Genomic DNA, 16,828 nt, shown 5'->3' with positions numbered 1-16,828 from the left:
TTAAGGATTGTTTAGAATAAAGGATATTAAAAGGAATTGGAGATTTTATATGGCAGAGGATAAGTTTAATAAAGAGGACTTCATGGCTCATTATAAAGGGCGAGGCTATTCTTACGAATCCATTCAAACAGAGATAGATAGTGAAAATAACAGTCGGGTTGTCATCAAAGAGCTGGAGGCGCAAGTAACAAAACAAGTTCCGGAATTTTCATCTAAATTAAGCCATCGCTTAGTTGAGATGCCGGACGAAATCTATTAAGCTTCTGGAATTCGGATTTTTGGTCATCGAATGAAGAGTTTATTATTTTCGCCAGATGTGGCCCTTATTCGAAACTCAAATGCCCATGCTGTTATGTCAGTTTATCCTTTCACACCACAAATGGCTATTAATCAGTCATTGATTAATGTCTCATCCGTACCAGTTTTTACCGGAGAAGGAGGAGGAACGACCAGTGGCGAGCGCAGTATTCAACTAGCCTTTCAATCTGAGCAAGCGAGAGTCTTTGGAGTAGTCGTTAATTCACCAATGGAAAATGAGCTAATCCGTCAGATTGCCCAGGTGGTTGATGATCCTGTAGTGGCAACTGTTTCAAGTGAGCATGATGATGATATTGGGAAATTAAATGCAGGGGCTAATATGTTAAATGTTTCTGGAGGTGCTAGAACCGCTCAGTTAGTGGCAGAAATTCGTCAACAAGTGGGTGACGTTGTACCTATCATAGCTACAGGAGGTCCAACAGGCCCCAGCATCTTAGAGACTCTTGAAGTAGGTGCTAATACCATTACCTATAGCCCACCTGCTTCTGCAGATATCTTCGCTGAATTGATGGCTAAATATCGTAAAAAAAAAAATAAAATAAGACGGGATATAAAAACTAAGCAGAAAGATGGTATAATAAATTTAAAATAAGTATAAGGGAGTTCAATATGTTTTCTAAAAAAGATCAAATTGCTGTAAATACGATTCGTGCTTTAAGTGTTGACCAAATAGAAGCGGCCAACTCAGGACATCCAGGATTACCACTTGGAGCAGCGCCAATGGCCTATGCTTTGTGGTCGAGTCATTTGAATATTAATCCTAAAGATAGTCAATGGATTAATAGAGACCGTTTTGTGCTATCTGCTGGACATGGTTCAGCCATGCTATATAGTCTATTACATTTATCTGGCTTCAAAGTTACAATGGAAGATTTAAAACAATTCCGTCAATTAGGTTCTATAACACCAGGGCATCCTGAATATCGTCATACTGATGGAGTTGAAGCGACTACGGGACCGCTTGGTCAAGGAATTGCGCAAGCAGTTGGTATGGCTATGGCAGAACAACATACGGCTGCTTTATATAATACGGACCAACATCAAGTTATTAATCATTACACCTATGTATTAGTGGGTGATGGCGACTTAATGGAAGGTATTTCTTATGAAGCTTGCTCTTATGCTGGCCGTCAAAAATTAGGCAAATTAGTGGTTCTCTATGATTCAAACGATATTTCTTTAGATGGTGACTTAGACTTATCATTTGTGGAAGATATTAAAAAACGTTTTGAGAGTCAAAATTGGCATTATCAAAGAGTAGAAGATGGTAATGACCTAGAGGCTATTTCTCAAGCAATCGAAGTTGCTAAAGAAGTAAGCGACCAACCTTCAATTATTGAAGTAAAAACAGTGATTGGTTTTGGGTCACCGAATGAGGGAACTTCTAAAGTTCACGGAGCGCCATTGGGAGCAGACGCTTGGTCACAAACTAAAGCTAAATATGGATATGATTATCCAGCCTTTACTGTGCCCGAAGAGACTAAATCTGTTTTTAATGAAAAAATAGTGGAACGTGGAAAAAAAGCTCAAGATGAATGGCAAAATTTATTTGAACAATATCAAGAAGCTAATCCTGAATTAGCAAAAGAATTAAAAGCAGCTTTTGCAAATGAATTACCTGAAGATTATGCAGCTGACCTTAAATTTCTCGATGTGAATGCTAAAGCTGAAGCGACAAGAAGCTCTTCTGGAACAGCCATTCAAGGCCTAAAAGCTAGAGTTTCATATTTATGGGGAGGCTCTGCTGACCTTTCTGGTTCAAACAAGACCATGATTAAAGAGACAGAAGACTTTATGCCAGGAAGTCGACAAGGACAAAACATTTGGTTTGGTGTTAGAGAATTTGCCATGGCTGCCATGATGAATGGAGCTGCTTTGCATGGTGGAAATAAAATTTATGGTGGGACATTCTTTGTATTCTCAGATTACTTAAAAGCGGCCATTCGTTTGTCAGCTTTATCTCAATTACCCGTTACTTATGTTTTAACACATGATTCAGTTGCTGTAGGTGAAGATGGGCCAACACATGAACCGATTGAACATTTAGCAGCTTTTCGTGCCATGCCAAATCTTAATGTCATCCGACCGGCAGATGCAAACGAGACAATGGTGGCTTGGAAGATTGCCGTGGAATCTCAAACAACACCTACTTTATTAGTTCTTAGCCGTCAAAACTTACCGGTTATCAACAACTCTAATGAATTAGCAGAAGAAGGTGTTCGTAAAGGTGCTTATATCATCTCACCTGCCAAGGAAGACGCACAAGGTGTTTTAATTGCTACAGGATCTGAAGTTTCAGTAGCCATTGAAACTCAAGCACTATTGGCTGAAAAAGAAGTTTATGTAAATGTTATTTCGATGCCTGCTCAAAATATTTTTGATCAACAAAGTGACGAGTATAAAGAAATGATACTACCTAAACAGCTTGACAAACGAGCTTCTATAGAGATGGGATCTAGCTTTGGATGGCATAAATATATTGGTATGGATGGCTTAACCATTAGTATTGATGAATTTGGTACCTCAGCTCCAGGCCACCAAGCCATTGAACACTTTGGTTTTTCAGCAGAAAAAATCGCTCAAGCTTATCTTAAACACTTTGAATTATAAAATTAAAAGGGGGAGAAGGTATGGGGAAAAGAACAAATGAGACAAAGCCTCTAATTGTTCGTTTATTAATTATCGCTGCCTTAACTATTCTCCAGATTATATGGATAGTTGTATTGGTCAAAGATCTAATTGCCTATTCTGTTTGGCTAAACCTCTTTATGACTATTGTATCTTTTGGGATCATCATTTATTTGCTAGATAAGAACGAAAGTCCTGCTTATCGCTTATCATGGATTGTGTTATTAGCAGTTTCACCTATCATAGGCTCTTTGTTTTATCTCTATGCTGGTAACAAACGACCTTTGGCAGATATGACAGAACGACTTAATCGTCAGAATCGCTATCATTTAAGGGACTTAAAAAAGGTGCCCAATGCCTTAGGGTCGCTAGCACAAGATAATCCACGGATTGCAGGCATTGCAAAGTATGTCAATGATTACGCAAAAATGCCTGTTTCTGCGGGGGTAGACGTTAAGTATTTTGCGAATGGCGAATCAATGATGGAACCACTTATTCAAGACCTAGAGTCAGCACACTCACATATTTTTCTTGAATTCTTCATTATTGAACAAGGTCAAATGTTTGATCAAATCTTTGACGTGCTTAAAAGAAAAGCTCAAGAAGGTGTAGAAGTACGTTTAATATATGATGATTTCGGTTGTCTTTTAAGACTTCCTAAAGACTTTGTCGAACAAATGGAGGCATTTAATATTAAGGCCCTTAAATTTAACCCAGTGCGGCCAATTGTTTCTCTTGTTTACAATACTCGAGATCACCGCAAGTATATTGTTATCGATGATAAGATTGCTTATACAGGGGGTCTAAACATTGCAGATGAGTATATTAATGCGGTGGAGCGATTTGGCTATTGGAAAGACACTATGATTCGTATTAAAGGTGCTGCTGTATGGAACATCTCACAAATGTTTTTAACTATGTGGAATGCCTACGTAACTGAAGATTCAGATGATAAAAAATTTACTGACCAAGCCAGTTTAGATGAAAGTTTAAGTATTATCGAAGGTAATGAGTCCAGCGGCTATGTCCAACCCTTTAGTGATACACCTTTAGATAGTGAAGTAATAGGTGAAAATGTCTATCGTGAGATTCTCAACACCGCAGAGCGTTATGTTTATATTTTTACTCCCTATTTAATTATTTCCTATGAGTTACAAACGGCTATGACTTTAGCAGCTAAAAGGGGTGTGGACGTGCGCTTGATGACACCAGGAATTCCTGATAAAAAATTAGTTTATCGAATTACTAGGTCTTTCTATCGTCCTTTGATAGAAGGTGGAGTAAAAATTTATGAATATACTCCCGGCTTTCTACATGCTAAGTCATTCGTTTCAGATGATCGGGTGGCGATAGTCGGTACCCTTAATTTAGATTATCGTTCACTATATCTTCATTTTGAAACGGCTACCTTGCTATACTATCATCCAGAAATAAAAGCGATTAAAGATGACTTTATTCAGGCACAGAGTGTGGCTGAATTAATTCGGATGAAGCACCTAAGACGTTCGATTGCTGGAAGGATTATCGACGCATTATTGAGATTGTTAGCTCCATTCGTCTAGTATTAAGGAGGCCGAAAATGAGATGGGAAGATTTAAGACGAAGTAAAAATGTTGAAGACCGTCGAAGCCAAGGCGGAAGTTCTTTTGGCGGAGGAATGGGCTCAGGCCGTTCGGGTGGTATGAGTGGTAATCTCCTAATGATGTTATTGATGTCAAAAGGGAAATTTAAATGGATTTTGATAGGAATCTTGCTTATTTCCTTTTTTACAGGAGGATCTTCTTTGTTAGGAGGCGGGCAACCAACGAATCGCAACTACGGTGATTCAGGTGTCGTTTTTGAAGATGCTAGTGAAAAGTCCGACTCTAACAATCAAATAACTGATGAAGAAGGAGAGTTTCTTTCAGTAGTATTAGCTAATACCGAAGATTTTTGGACTGAAAAGTTCGCTGAATACGATTTAACTTATAAAAGACCAAAATTAGTCCTTTACACAGAAGGAACAAATACTGGTGGATGTGGATTTGGCCAAAGTTCTGCAGGCCCCTTCTACTGTCCAGGTGACCAAGCTATCTATATAGATGTTAGTTTTTATCGTGAATTAGCTAATAAATATGGCGCTCCAGGAGACTTTGCGATGGCTTATGTTCTGGCTCATGAAGTGGGGCATCATGTCCAACAACAGCTAGGGACAATGGATGATTATCAGAAACTGGCTCAACAAAATCCAGGCGTTAAGAATGAATTAACGGTTCGCTTAGAATTGCAAGCAGATTATTATGCAGGAGCTTGGGCACGCTATGCTGATGAGCAAGGTATCTTAGATGAAGGAGACATTGAAGAAGCACTTCAAGCAGCCTTTTCAGTAGGGGATGATACTTTACAAAAAGAAACGATGGGGTATGTAGTTCCTGATTCCTTTACTCATGGAACATCTAAGCAAAGACAAGAATGGTTTGCTAGAGGCTATAAATATGCTGGTGATTTCCAAGAAGCAGATACCTTTAATGGTGATATTTAACAAAAAAGAACGCTTTATGAATTTTCATAAAGCGTTCTTTTTGTTCTAAAGCTTTTCTCTAAAGCTTTTCAAGCAATTTGTTGATAAATTTAAAGGTTCTTTCAGTTGAAGAAATCGAAAGTCTTTCATTAGGGCTATGCACGTCTTTCATCGTAGGGCCTACTGCAATCATTTCCATTTCAGGGAAAGTATCTGTAAAAACAGCCGGTTCAAGAGCAGCATGGACAACCTCAACTTTCATTTCTTTATTAAAAGTCTCTTTAAATGCTTCTAGGGCAGTCTCTCTAAGACTAGACTCTTTTGCAAATTCCCAAGCTTGATAATAATCTGCTTCAATCACATCAAATCCATTTTTTTGATAGATTTTTGTCACATTTTCAGTATGTTTATCAAAAGATTCAGGATTCGAACTTCTAAGGGAAATAGTGACTTTTAATTGACGATCTTGAATATCAAAGATAGCGAGATTGTTAGAACACTCAACAATATCAGGATATTCTTCCATCATACTATAGACACCGTGTGGGACTTCAGCGATAAATTGCTCAATATTTTCTTGGCTTTGTGCCGATAAGACCTCATCTATATTATCAATTTTTTTAATGGTTACTTGCATGTCTTTATCAAGAGGATATTTAGCGATTAAGTTTGTAAAATCAATGGAATAATCTTCTTCATCTGATGCAAATACTACTCTTGCATCGCGGGGTATCGCGTTATGTTTTGATCCGCCGACAATCGACACTAATTCATAGTCGGACACCTCTTTAATTAAGTTCATAGCCTGTAAGGCAAATTTAATGGAGTTTCCTCTTTTTTGGTGGATTTCCATTCCTGAATGTCCACCTAACATATTATTAATGGTTAATTCAAAAGTGTTTTTTAACTGGCGAGCTTGATATTTAAGTTTTTGCTTACCAATAAGGTTATGGCCACCAGAACAACCGGCCAGTAAGATGCCTTCTTCTTCTGCATCAATGTTAATTAATTTTTTGCCACGAATATTTTCTTTTTTTACAGCTCGTGCACCAGACATGGTGGTTTCCTCATCCGTAGTAACCAGCAATTCAAGAGCAGGGTGTTTAGCTTCTTTGTCTTCAATGATTGCTAGACCCATAGCTACTGCAATTCCATCATCTGCTCCTAAGGTTGTCCCTTTGGTTTTAACCCAATCCCCTTCCACTGCCAATGGAATAGGGTCTTTGGCAAAGTCGTGTTTTATGCCTTCTGCCTTTTCAGCCACCATATCCATATGTCCTTGAATGATGATTGGTTCATGATCCATATAGTCGGGATGGGCTGGCTTTCTAATAATAATATTATTAGCTTCATCTTGAATAGTTTCATAACCCAATTCTTTTCCTAAATGATACAGGTAGTCGCTAACTGCTTGTTCATTACCAGATTCTCTAGGTATTTTGGTTAACTCTTCAAAGTAGTGGAAGACTCGATTAGGTTGTAGATTTTCTAACAATTTAATTTCTCCTTTCATCTTAAGCGTCGACAAAATCAAACGCTATCAAATGGCTTCTAAGTTGATTATAAAACTAAAAAAAAGCAGATACAAAGGTTTTCAAAATTATTTTTAAAATTTTAGTCTTTTTAAATAATTTAAGCACATTAAATTGTGCTAGTACAAGAATTATGATTAGACGAAATTCTAAGCATTAGCTATAATAGAGAGAGAATGATAAAAGTCAGAAAGAAGGTGATTAGATGTCAGAAGAAGTAAAAATTTTTCGATCGCTTACACAAGAAGAAGTCACACAAAATCCATTACTTTTAGAAATTTTAGACTTAAATGGCGAACAGCTAACCTATTATTTTGAAGAAAAGTTTTTGGATAATCCGTTTATAGAGTTTGAATACCCTATTGAGCATAAGGTTTCCCAGATTTTACAAGAAAGAAGGCCTGCAGCTGATCCAGATATCGATATTCAAAGTCCAAGCTCTCCTCAAACATTAGAAACCTTCCTTTTCGAGCAGATTATGTTATATAGGCAAACACCGATTAGAGATGCTATGGTGCAAATGGTTCCCTTTTTAGATGAACGTGGCTATTTACCTTATAAATATGGAGAACTTGCAAAAAAACTACAAATAGACCCTATGATTGCCTTAGATGCTATTACTCTTTTTCAACAATTAGAGCCGACTGGGATTGGGGCTTATGATTTGAAAGAATGTCTAATGTTGCAAACAGACCAAGACCAACATTCGCCAAATCATGCCTATTTTTTATTAGAAAATTATTTTGCTGAATTATTAGAAGAAGATTATGCAGAGATTATGGAGCGTACAAACTTAACGCTAGCTGAAATCCAACAAATTGTTAATTATTACCATACATTGCGGACACGCCCATCTTCATTATATGAACGAATTGAGCGAATTAATTTGATTCCAGATGTTGAACTGCAACTCATGGGAGAAGAAATACAAATTCACATTAACCGTCAGTATTATCCACGGCTAATTTTTGATCAAGATTATTATGATGAAATGGAAGCTAAAAATAATACTGAGCTTCAAGAATATATCCAACCGCATAAGGAATTCTACCAGCAAATGTTATCAAGTATTCGCTCTAGAGAGAAATTGTTAATTGCAGTGACTAAGATTATCGTTCAATCTCAGCTGCAATATCTCAAAGGAGAAGACAAAAGCCCAACGCCTTTATTAATTAAAGACATTGCTCATCAGCTGCGCTTATCTGAGTCTATTGTCAGTCGCATCATTATCAATAAGAACCTCGCTTATGGAGAGAATGTGTCTCCACTTTCGGATTTTATTAATGTTTCAGCAAAAGTCGGACGTAGTGGGTTGTCTGCTCTAAATATTCAATCTTTTATTCAAGATGTTATAACAAAGCATGGCCAAGATGTTTCTGATCAAGAAATTATCGATCAACTGGCAGATAAAAAAATCATTATCAGTCATCGTTTAGTAGAGCGCTATCGTCAAAACATTCTAAAAAAGCAAGCAAAGGGATAAAACATAAAGTCCCAGCCATTTAACAAATGGCTGGGACCTTATGCTTATTGCTGATAGAAAAAGAGTGAGTGTGTTGAATTGACTAGATGCATAGGAATAAGTTCCTTTGTTTGAGGACGATAATAAGCTAATAGCACTAATCGGTTTCCTACTTGTGTTAAAGCGTGGTTTATTAAACGTGTATCGTTATCACTGGCAATCTTTTCGGCTTCTTGGTAAGTTAAGGGTACGATGATGCGAGGAATAAAGATTGTTTCTCCATTGATTTGGAATTGGCTTTGATCAATAGAAACATCTAGTTGGCTTAAATCTTCCTCCGAATTAATTTGTGTAAGGATTTGATTCAAATCCTTACTTGCTACTTTATTTTTATTAACTTGTTGCTCTTGATTTGTAAAATTATTTAGATAATAGCTTTCCATGGCTTGATTAATATCTTGAGGCACTTCATCTGGAAGTGTCAAATTAGGGAAATCAGAAGAAACGCTTAATTTCTCTTTTAAAAAGCGAGGGGCTGTACTGCTCTGTTTATTTTTTTCTGTTTGCTCCTTTTGGCTATCTTCTGATTCAAGGTTTTCAGTTGTTTGACTAGTTATTTGGTCTTGGGAGAAAGCAGCCAATTCTGATTGTTCATTTTTCTCATTAGCGGTTGGTTCTTGAAAGTATTGGAAAATCTGACAGGCAGATAATAAAAGAGATGCAATCATAAGGCTAAGTATTTTTTTCATGAAATCATTCCTTTTTGTTTCGTTCCATCAGTGTATCAGAAAAATATGGATATTAGGTAACAAGTTGATAACAAATTACTAAATTAAATCCTAAAAAGAGTGTGACAACTTGGTCAAACAATGATAAAATCGATTAGAAATGTAAGGACTTTTAATGCATTCCAGCGAGGATGCCAAAGTCTACTGAGTATTTTAAGTCCTTATTTTCAAATAAAGGGCTCTTTTTTATGCCTTCATATAAGGAGATTAAAATGGAAAATTCAAAAGATAAAATGACGCTATTGCTGCAACCTCACGAAAAGCCGGAGTTTACCAAAGGATTATTATTAAGTTTTCAACATGTTTTTGCTATGTTTGGAGCAACGATCTTAGTTCCCTTAATTTTAGGGCTATCTGTTTCAACTGCTTTGTTAGCAAGTGGGATAGGAACATTGATTTACCTTACTATAACAAAAGGGGAGGTGCCTGTTTATTTGGGATCCTCTTTTGCTTATATTGCTGCCATGGCTTTAGCAATGGAACAACTAGGTGGGGATGTTTCTGCAGCGCAAACTGGAATCATGATGGTCGGTTTATTTTACGTTGTGATTGCTGGAGTAATCAAGTATACCGGCACCGATTGGTTGAATAAAATATTACCACCGATTGTTATTGGGCCGATGATTATTGTTATCGGTTTAGGATTAGCTTCTTCTGCAGTAAATAATGCTGGCTTTGTATCGGGTGGGGATTGGCGAAACATTTTCGTTTCAGTAGGAACGCTACTCATTTCAGTTTACATGCAGATATTTGGTAAAGGCTTCTTTAAAGTAATTCCATTCTTAATCGCTATTATTGGCGGCTATCTTCTTTCGTTAATGGTTGGAATCGTTGATTATACTCCCGTAATAGAAGCTAGTTGGATTCGTTTGCCGGATTTATCCCTTCCATTTGCTACACCTGTTGCAAATTGGCAACAATATAAGTTTTATTTTGGACCAGAAGCCTGGGCGATTTTACCAATTGCTTTGGTTACCATTGCTGAGCATACAGGTGATCATGTGGTTCTTAGTGAAATTTGTGATCGTAATTTTTTATCAAAGCCAGGATTACACCGAACTTTAGCAGGAGATGGGTTAGCTACTTTCGTTTCAGCTTTAATTGGTGGTCCTGCAAACACAACTTATGGTGAAAACTCTGGTGTGATTGCTTTAACAAGAATTGCATCTGTTAGTGTCATTAGAAATGCAGCTTTTCTAGCTGTTTTGATATCTTTCTTTGGCAAATTTAATGCTTTAGTGGCATCAATACCTTCCGCAGTATTGGGAGGAATGTCGATTCTATTGTATGGTGTGATTGCTAGTAATGGTCTGAAGGTATTAATAAAAGATCACACTGACTTTTCACAATCTAGAAATTTAATTATTGCTTCAGCTATGTTGGTTATCGGATTGGGGGGAGCTGTTTTAGATTTGGGAGGCTCATTTGTTGTTTCCGGAACAGCCTTAAGTGCACTGGTAGGAATTACTTTGAATGCTATGTTACCTGAATTAAAATAAAAAATAATTAAGCATTTAGAATTTTGATGTGAACCCATAAACACGAACAATAATATTAAAATTAATTATGCGGCCTGCAACCTATATTCAATAGGTGAAAGGCCGTTTAATTTTTCTTTTAGCCTATGATGGTTATACCAATAAATAGATCTTTTTATTTCTTCAGCTAATTCATCTATACTATCATACTTAACCGCATAAAATATTTCTTGTTTTAGAAGCCCAAAGAAGTTTTCCATAGGCGAATTGTCTAGACAATTAGCTCGTCTTGACATACTTTGTTTTATAGTGTTATCTTCAAGGTTTTTTACCCATGACTTAGGTTGATAATGAAATCCTTGATCTGTATGAACTATTAAATGGTGATCTTGTGGAAGTTTCTTTACAGCATCTTCTAAGGACTTATTGGTAAAATATACAGTAGGTGATATATTTAAATGATATGATATTATTTCACAGTTAAATAAATCCATTATTGGTGATAGTTATAACCTGTTTTCAGAAGATTTAACTTTAAGTTTTGTTATATCACTCACCCATACTTCATTAGCTTTTTCTACTTTGAAGTTTCTATTTAATTTGTTATCTGCTATCCTACCTATTTCTCCTCTATATGAGCTATATTTCATTGTTCTTGTGTGGAATTTTTTACATAGAAGTTTACTAACTTTCATGATTCTTAATACTCTTTTATGGTTAACTCTATCTTGCTTTTCTTTCCATTCGTAGAAAGATGTTCTTGGTAGTTTTGCTATATCAAGCCATATTTTTAACTTAATATCCGGTTTAACTAGCCTATTTCAAGTACTATTTTTGTCTTTTTTTTGTTTGAGATTTTTTCTTTTGAATTAAGTCATCTAACTTTTTTAGATAGAGTATTTCTGCTTCAAGATATTCATTTCTTTGCCTTAGCTCTATTAATTCTTCTCTTTGATTTTTTTAACTTCTTAATTTCATTTGATTTATCGGTGTTTTTAGACATAGTCGTATCCCCATTCTTTATAGGTCTTCCTTCATTAGCATTGAATCCTTCAAAACCTTCTTGTTTATATTTTCTTTTCCAATTAGCAATTATTGAAGGATTATTAATTTTAAAGTACTCTGCTGTTTCTCTATAGGATAGTTCATTGTATTGCCTATATTTTATTACAGATTTTTTAATTCTCCGCTGTATTTAGTTTTAGACATAGATTTTCTAAGTCCATTTTCTCCATACATTTTATCTTGTCTTATCCAATTAGAAACGTTTGAAGCTTTGACTCCAGACCTTCTTGAAAGAAATTTTCTTTCATATCCTTCTTCGATTTCTCTTACTAACTATAATATAAATTCAAAATTATATTTTGCCATACAACCCCCCCTAAATCCTTGTTCGGGTTTAAGGGGTCAGTACATTTCTAAATGTTTTTTAATTTAAGTATCAGGACTGGGAAATTTTCATCTAAAAGTTACTAAAATAGAAAACCAAAGGAAGTTTTGATAGAATACTGTTTATAGTGTTTGAACTTTAAAGGAGGAATTCAATGTACCCCTACGGTTTTTATTTTGATTCAACATATATTTTAATACTAATAGGTATGGCTATTGTAATGTATGCTCAATGGAAGGTTAAATCAACCTTTGCTAAATACAGCGAATTAATGAGTGAGCGTAATATAAGTGGACAAGAAGCCGCGGAATTAATTCTGCAAGCAAATCAAATTCAAGATGTGAGAGTTGAAAGAGTAGCTGGGAACTTAACAGACCACTACAGTCCCAAAGAGAAAATCTTAAGATTATCGGAAGCTACTTATAGCAACAGCTCTGTAGCAGCGGTAGCAGTTGCAGCTCACGAGTGTGGTCATGCCGTGCAAGATGCTAAGAACTACCAATTTCTAAAATTAAGATCAGCTTTAGTTCCTGTATCACAATTTGGCTCAATGATTGGTATGCCAATTATCATTTTGGGTTTTCTTTTCCAAATGATGGGATTGGTAACAATTGGTATCATTGCACTATCAACGGCTTTATTATTTCAAATAGTAACTTTACCAGTTGAACTAGATGCAAGTAAACGGGCTTTAATTTCTTTGGAACAGCTAGATATCTTCACTCAAGGGGAGTTGCCCGCTGCTCGTAAAGTTTTGAATGCAGCAGCCTTTACTTATATAGCGGCTACTTTTTCAACGGCTTTACAAATTTTAAGGCTAATAATTTTATCTAATCGCTCGCGTAGGAATTAAGGCATAGATGGAGGCGAATTATGGATTTATGGAAGAAATTTAAGACTAGTCCTTTAAATCTTAACTTAGCACTTGATCTATTAAGGCAAGCAGATCAGGAAGTGGAAAAGATGGAGCCCATTCGCATTTTACTCGCTGGTAAAACGGGATCGGGAAAATCCACTCTTGTGAACGCTCTTTTTAGAGAAAATATTGCTTCAACAGGAGTAGGTCTTCCAGTGACTCAAAAGGTCCAGAAAATAACTAAAAAAGGCTTACCACTAGTTATCTATGATACTAAAGGATTAGAGTTACATTCAAAGTCGCAAGATGAAAGTATCCAACACTTACTTCATTTAGTAAAGGACGCTAAAAAAGGCGATGCGGTAGAGCCTATTCACTTGGTTTACTATTGTATCAATGCGACGATGGCAAGAATTGAACCGCAAGAAATTACCCTAATTGCAATGCTGGCTCAAGAACTGCCGGTTATTGTGGTCTTAACACAAGCAATTGGTGAGGATATTAAAGGCTTTAAAGATTCTGTTAAAAAAGCAGTCCCTCAAGTCAAAGTGGTTATTCCTGTTTTAGCCAAAGACTTTGAATTAGCAGGTGGCCAAAAAATTAAAGCTTATGGCTTAGAAGAGTTGACTAAACATAGTTATGAGTTTGTTCCAGAAGAGGTAGAGAAGGCTTTTATTAATGCCCAACGAGTAGACTTGGCTTTAAAAATAGCTCAATCTAGAAGTTGGGCAAACAAGTATATGAAAACAACTTTTGGAATTGGTCTAACCCCCTTACCGATTGCTGACTCAGCTCTTTTAGTTCCTATCCAAATTACAATGCTAGCTCACATTACTAGTATATTCGGCTTGTCTATCGATAAAAAACAAATTGTTAGTATGATGGCTGGGGTAGGAGGGACAGGTTTAGCGAGTATGGTGGGTAAGTACCTAGCTTCGTCAGCTGCTAAATGGGTGCCAGGAGTGGGATCAGTTACAGGAGGAATGGTTAATGGTTTTACTGCCTCAACTGTTACTCTAGCATTAGCTTATTCATACATTGAAATACTAAAGCAGATAACGCTTGCAGAGAACCAAGGGAAACAGTTATTACCTAAGGAGATAACAGCTTTGATGCGCAAGACATTTGGTCAGGAGCTCGAAACAATCAGTCATCGATTTCCCGACAAGGTCAAAGATTCATTACCAGAATGGATGACTAACAGTTTAGATCAATACGAGTAATATCAATTTAGCGGTTTGCCTTCTTAATAGAGGACTTACCGCTTTTTTAGTGAATTATATCTTAAAATTTACCTTGACAAACTTCTAGTAGGAAGATACTATACATAAAGATATATGTAACTATTACTATTTAAACGGAGGGTAAAATAATATGAATAAACTAATGAAAATAATAGCTACTATCTTTTTAAGTCTAGCGATGGTAGGTCATACAACTTTTAAAATTGTTTCTGCACAAGATAGGCCAAAAGTTATGGCCACTTTTTATCCAGTGTACTTTTTGGCTTCAGAAATAGCAGGAGATAAAATGGAGGTTTCTATGCTACTAGATGCCAATCAAGATGCTCACGCTTATGAAGCAAGTGCACAAGCTGCAATTAAAGTTCAAGAAAGTGATCTATTTATTTATCAAGATGATGAAATGGAATTTTTTATAAAGGATTTAATGTCTTTAGTTGATTTAGATACTACCAAAGTTTTAGAATCAACCGACGGCATTGATTTGTTATCCGGTGATGGTGAAGAGCACGATCATGAAGGTGAAGAGCATGGTCACGAAGGACACGTTCATGAATTTGACCCTCATACCTGGTTAGACCCAATGGTTTATAGTCAACAAGCCAAAAACATTAAAGAGGCAATGATAGAAATAGATCCTGATAATCAGAAGGTCTATGAAGAGAACTGTAAGGCTTTGGTTGAAAAACTTGAAGCATTAAATACAGAATTTCAGACTAAATTAAAAGATTTAGAAAATAAAACCATCGTGGTTCAACATAAAGCTTTTAGCTATTTAGCTCAGGCCTATGGTTTAGAGCAAATTTCAATTGGAGGACTTTCTTCAGATCAAGAACCTTCAGCCAAACAAATTGCTGAAATGCAAAAGCTATTAGCAGAAAAACAAGTGAACAAAATCTATGTTGACCCTGCTATTGATTCTAAGATTGCTCAAACAGTAGCAAGCTCTACTAAAGCAGAATTACTGCCCTTAAGAACTTTGGAATTAGTTTCTGAGGAAGAGGCAGCAGCAGGGGAAAACTATTTTACATTAATGCGTAAAAATCTTGAACAACTACTTCAAAATTAGAAACTAGTGTAAGGAGGCCAAAAATGAAGGTGTTATCCGTTAAAAACTTGTCTTTTTATTATGAAGAAGAAAAAGTTTTGAATAATATCACTTTTGATATCGCATCCGGAGAATTTGTTATTTTAACGGGAGAAAATGGAGCGGCTAAGTCAACGTTAGTTAAAAATATTATCGGTCTGTTAAAGCCAGCAACAGGAGAAATAAGTATTGCCAAAAAAAATAAAGCAGGAGATAAGCTATCGTTGGGTTATGTTGCACAAAACATTTCCGCCTTTAATTCAGGCTTCCCTAGCACGGTTCAGCGCTTTATAGAGTCGGGTCGTTACAGTCAAAATAGATGGTTTAAATCTTTAGATGCTGAAGATTATGAACACGTTGATCGTGCCCTTGAAGCAGTGGGTATGGCGAATATGCGAGATAAATTAATCGGGCAACTTTCAGGCGGCCAAAAACAGCGGATTATTTTAGCGCGCATTTTTGCATTGGATCCAGATTTATATGTTTTAGATGAACCGACAAACGGTATGGATAGCCAATCACGCCGAAAGTTCTATCAACTTTTGCAACATCTTACCAAGCATCATGGTAAATCCATCATGATGGTGACACATGCTGATGATGAAATTGAAGGCTTCTATGATCGTGAAATTCGCTTAATTAGAGAGGAGGGTTCTCCTTGGAGATGTTTCAGTATGACTTCATCCAACGCGCCTTTATAGCAGGATTAGCCATGTCCTTTATAACACCTATTTTAGGTCTCTTCCTCATTCTCAGAAGGCAATCTTTAATGGCAGATACCTTATCTCATATTTCTTTAGCTGGAGTTGCTTTAGGAATTATACTAGGTATCCAACCTACATACTCGACCATAGTGATTGTTGTGATTGCTTCATTGGGAATTGAGTATCTTAGAACGGTGTATAGACATTTCACTGAAATATCTGTGGCTTTAATGATGTCCACTGGTATGGCTTTAGCCTTGTTTCTTCTAAGCTTTAATTCCAATAGTGGTGTATTTAAAGTAGACCAATATCTGTTTGGATCGATTATCTTAATTCAAGACCAAGAGGTTTATTTATTAATTGGACTAGCGCTGGTGATTTTATGCTTATATCTAATTTTTAGAAAACCACTTTATATTATATCTTTTGATGAAGCTACTGCTAAAACAGCAGGACTGCCGGTTCGTTTTATTTCAACTTGTTTTTCAATTTTAACAGGGGTTGCTATTTCCATTATGATGCCAATTGTTGGTGTTTTATTAGTATCAGCATTAATTGTGATTCCTTCTTCAACAGCTATTAGACTTTCTAGGTCCTTTGAACAAGCAATAGCGATTGGTTTTGTGATAAACATCGTGGGAATTTACTTGGGATTATTCGCTTCCTACAGATTAGACACCCCTCCTGGAGCATCTATTACTTTAATATTTATTTTGATATTCGTTTTAGTAGCTGTTGTTCAAAGCCTACAAAGATACTTACGCAAACATAAGCATTGATAATTTTTAAGGGGCTGTATCATAAGTCTCAAACCGAAAAACCACTATAAACGTTGTTTAAACAA

16 protein-coding genes are annotated in these 16,828 nt (G+C 36.2%); 12 read left to right on the top strand and 4 right to left on the bottom strand.

Annotated elements, in window-relative coordinates; translation table 11 throughout:
* Nucleotides 1-49: 49 nt before the first annotated feature.
* Genes ACQV2X_RS02515 through ypfJ form a run of 5 tightly spaced genes read left to right on the top strand, consistent with a single transcriptional unit; the run spans nucleotide 50 to nucleotide 5,467 of the window.
* Nucleotides 50-259 carry a hypothetical protein gene (locus ACQV2X_RS02515; protein WP_428873145.1) on the top strand — a complete coding sequence of 70 codons (210 nt, stop codon included), beginning with the start codon at nucleotides 50-52 and terminating at the stop codon, nucleotides 257-259.
* Nucleotides 260-289: 30 nt separating this feature from the next.
* The gene (locus ACQV2X_RS02510; protein ID WP_428873146.1) at nucleotides 290-910 is read left to right on the top strand and encodes a hydrolase; all 621 of its coding nucleotides are present in this window, start codon (nucleotides 290-292) and stop codon (nucleotides 908-910) included.
* 17 nt (nucleotides 911-927) lie between these two features.
* Entirely contained in the window at nucleotides 928-2,928 is a 2,001-nt protein-coding gene (gene tkt, locus ACQV2X_RS02505) for a transketolase (protein ID WP_428873147.1), read from the top strand.
* 20 nt (nucleotides 2,929-2,948) lie between these two features.
* Nucleotides 2,949-4,508 carry a cardiolipin synthase gene (gene cls, locus ACQV2X_RS02500; protein WP_428873148.1) on the top strand — a complete coding sequence of 520 codons (1,560 nt, stop codon included), beginning with the start codon at nucleotides 2,949-2,951 and terminating at the stop codon, nucleotides 4,506-4,508.
* Nucleotides 4,509-4,525: 17 nt separating this feature from the next.
* Nucleotides 4,526-5,467, top strand: coding sequence for a KPN_02809 family neutral zinc metallopeptidase (gene ypfJ, locus ACQV2X_RS02495; RefSeq protein WP_428873149.1), 942 nt, complete (start codon nucleotides 4,526-4,528; stop codon nucleotides 5,465-5,467).
* A gap of 58 nt (nucleotides 5,468-5,525) precedes the next feature.
* On the opposite strand, the gene pepD is transcribed toward ypfJ, so the two are convergent.
* Nucleotides 5,526-6,941, bottom strand: a complete 1,416-nt coding sequence (gene pepD, locus ACQV2X_RS02490) for a beta-Ala-His dipeptidase (RefSeq protein ID WP_428873150.1) — start codon at nucleotides 6,939-6,941, stop codon at nucleotides 5,526-5,528.
* Between the two features lie 242 nt (nucleotides 6,942-7,183).
* On the opposite strand from pepD, the gene ACQV2X_RS02485 reads away from it, so the two are divergent.
* The gene (locus ACQV2X_RS02485; RefSeq protein ID WP_428873151.1) at nucleotides 7,184-8,461 is read left to right on the top strand and encodes an RNA polymerase subunit sigma-54; all 1,278 of its coding nucleotides are present in this window, start codon (nucleotides 7,184-7,186) and stop codon (nucleotides 8,459-8,461) included.
* A 44-nt stretch (nucleotides 8,462-8,505) separates the two neighbouring features.
* Here the strand turns inward: ACQV2X_RS02485 and ACQV2X_RS02480 are convergent, their stop codons facing one another.
* A complete protein-coding gene (locus ACQV2X_RS02480; protein ID WP_428873152.1) occupies nucleotides 8,506-9,189 on the bottom strand; it encodes a hypothetical protein in 684 nt (227 codons plus the stop codon).
* A 227-nt stretch (nucleotides 9,190-9,416) separates the two neighbouring features.
* On the opposite strand from ACQV2X_RS02480, the gene ACQV2X_RS02475 reads away from it, so the two are divergent.
* Complete coding sequence (locus tag ACQV2X_RS02475; protein ID WP_428873153.1) at nucleotides 9,417-10,727, top strand: uracil-xanthine permease family protein; 1,311 nt, start codon at nucleotides 9,417-9,419, stop codon at nucleotides 10,725-10,727.
* Nucleotides 10,728-10,792: 65 nt separating this feature from the next.
* Here ACQV2X_RS02475 and ACQV2X_RS02470 read toward each other — a convergent pair whose 3' ends face one another.
* Both ACQV2X_RS02470 and ACQV2X_RS02465 read right to left on the bottom strand, forming a co-directional pair.
* Entirely contained in the window at nucleotides 10,793-11,200 is a 408-nt protein-coding gene (locus ACQV2X_RS02470; RefSeq protein WP_428873154.1) for a transposase, read from the bottom strand.
* A gap of 422 nt (nucleotides 11,201-11,622) precedes the next feature.
* Nucleotides 11,623-11,874, bottom strand: a complete 252-nt coding sequence (locus ACQV2X_RS02465) for a helix-turn-helix domain-containing protein (RefSeq protein ID WP_428892398.1) — start codon at nucleotides 11,872-11,874, stop codon at nucleotides 11,623-11,625.
* A 376-nt stretch (nucleotides 11,875-12,250) separates the two neighbouring features.
* Between ACQV2X_RS02465 and ACQV2X_RS02460 the strand changes: the two genes are divergently transcribed.
* The 5 genes from ACQV2X_RS02460 to ACQV2X_RS02440 all read left to right on the top strand — a co-directional run bounded on the left by ACQV2X_RS02460 (nucleotide 12,251) and on the right by ACQV2X_RS02440 (nucleotide 16,763).
* Complete coding sequence (locus ACQV2X_RS02460; protein WP_428892356.1) at nucleotides 12,251-12,949, top strand: zinc metallopeptidase; 699 nt, start codon at nucleotides 12,251-12,253, stop codon at nucleotides 12,947-12,949.
* Between the two features lie 20 nt (nucleotides 12,950-12,969).
* Nucleotides 12,970-14,175: a YcjF family protein gene (locus ACQV2X_RS02455; protein ID WP_428873156.1), complete on the top strand. Its 1,206-nt coding sequence runs from the start codon at nucleotides 12,970-12,972 to the stop codon at nucleotides 14,173-14,175.
* Between the two features lie 151 nt (nucleotides 14,176-14,326).
* The gene (locus tag ACQV2X_RS02450) at nucleotides 14,327-15,262 is read left to right on the top strand and encodes a metal ABC transporter solute-binding protein, Zn/Mn family (RefSeq protein WP_428873157.1); all 936 of its coding nucleotides are present in this window, start codon (nucleotides 14,327-14,329) and stop codon (nucleotides 15,260-15,262) included.
* A 23-nt stretch (nucleotides 15,263-15,285) separates the two neighbouring features.
* Nucleotides 15,286-15,981: a metal ABC transporter ATP-binding protein gene (locus ACQV2X_RS02445; RefSeq protein WP_428873158.1), complete on the top strand. Its 696-nt coding sequence runs from the start codon at nucleotides 15,286-15,288 to the stop codon at nucleotides 15,979-15,981.
* Nucleotides 15,939-16,763 (top strand): metal ABC transporter permease, encoded by an 825-nt coding sequence (locus ACQV2X_RS02440; protein WP_428873159.1) that lies wholly within the window; start codon nucleotides 15,939-15,941, stop codon nucleotides 16,761-16,763. The genes ACQV2X_RS02445 and ACQV2X_RS02440 overlap by 43 nt, the downstream gene beginning before the upstream one ends.
* Nucleotides 16,764-16,828 lie beyond the last annotated feature (65 nt).

The organism is Facklamia sp. P12945 (assembly GCF_050409485.1).
Taxonomy (GTDB): domain Bacteria; phylum Bacillota; class Bacilli; order Lactobacillales; family Aerococcaceae; genus Facklamia.
The sequence above is the reverse complement of the archived record's forward strand: the minus strand, read 5'-3'. Positions and strand labels throughout refer to the sequence as shown.

Bases quoted from the DNA above. Each gene is read 5' to 3' on its own strand.
- ACQV2X_RS02515 (WP_428873145.1), top strand. From the start codon at position 50: ATGGCAGAGGATAAGTTTAATAAAGAGGACTTCATGGCTCATTATAAA.
- ACQV2X_RS02445 (WP_428873158.1), top strand. From the start codon at position 15,286: ATGAAGGTGTTATCCGTTAAAAACTTGTCTTTTTATTATGAAGAAGAA.
- ACQV2X_RS02475 (WP_428873153.1), top strand. From the start codon at position 9,417: ATGCCTTCATATAAGGAGATTAAAATGGAAAATTCAAAAGATAAAATG.
- cls (WP_428873148.1), top strand. From the start codon at position 2,949: ATGGGGAAAAGAACAAATGAGACAAAGCCTCTAATTGTTCGTTTATTA.
- ACQV2X_RS02460 (WP_428892356.1), top strand. From the start codon at position 12,251: ATGTACCCCTACGGTTTTTATTTTGATTCAACATATATTTTAATACTA.
- ACQV2X_RS02510 (WP_428873146.1), top strand. From the start codon at position 290: ATGAAGAGTTTATTATTTTCGCCAGATGTGGCCCTTATTCGAAACTCA.
- ACQV2X_RS02470 (WP_428873154.1), bottom strand. From the start codon at position 11,200: ATGGATTTATTTAACTGTGAAATAATATCATATCATTTAAATATATCA.
- ACQV2X_RS02485 (WP_428873151.1), top strand. From the start codon at position 7,184: ATGTCAGAAGAAGTAAAAATTTTTCGATCGCTTACACAAGAAGAAGTC.
- ACQV2X_RS02455 (WP_428873156.1), top strand. From the start codon at position 12,970: ATGGATTTATGGAAGAAATTTAAGACTAGTCCTTTAAATCTTAACTTA.
- ACQV2X_RS02480 (WP_428873152.1), bottom strand. From the start codon at position 9,189: ATGAAAAAAATACTTAGCCTTATGATTGCATCTCTTTTATTATCTGCC.
- ypfJ (WP_428873149.1), top strand. From the start codon at position 4,526: ATGAGATGGGAAGATTTAAGACGAAGTAAAAATGTTGAAGACCGTCGA.
- ACQV2X_RS02450 (WP_428873157.1), top strand. From the start codon at position 14,327: ATGAATAAACTAATGAAAATAATAGCTACTATCTTTTTAAGTCTAGCG.
- tkt (WP_428873147.1), top strand. From the start codon at position 928: ATGTTTTCTAAAAAAGATCAAATTGCTGTAAATACGATTCGTGCTTTA.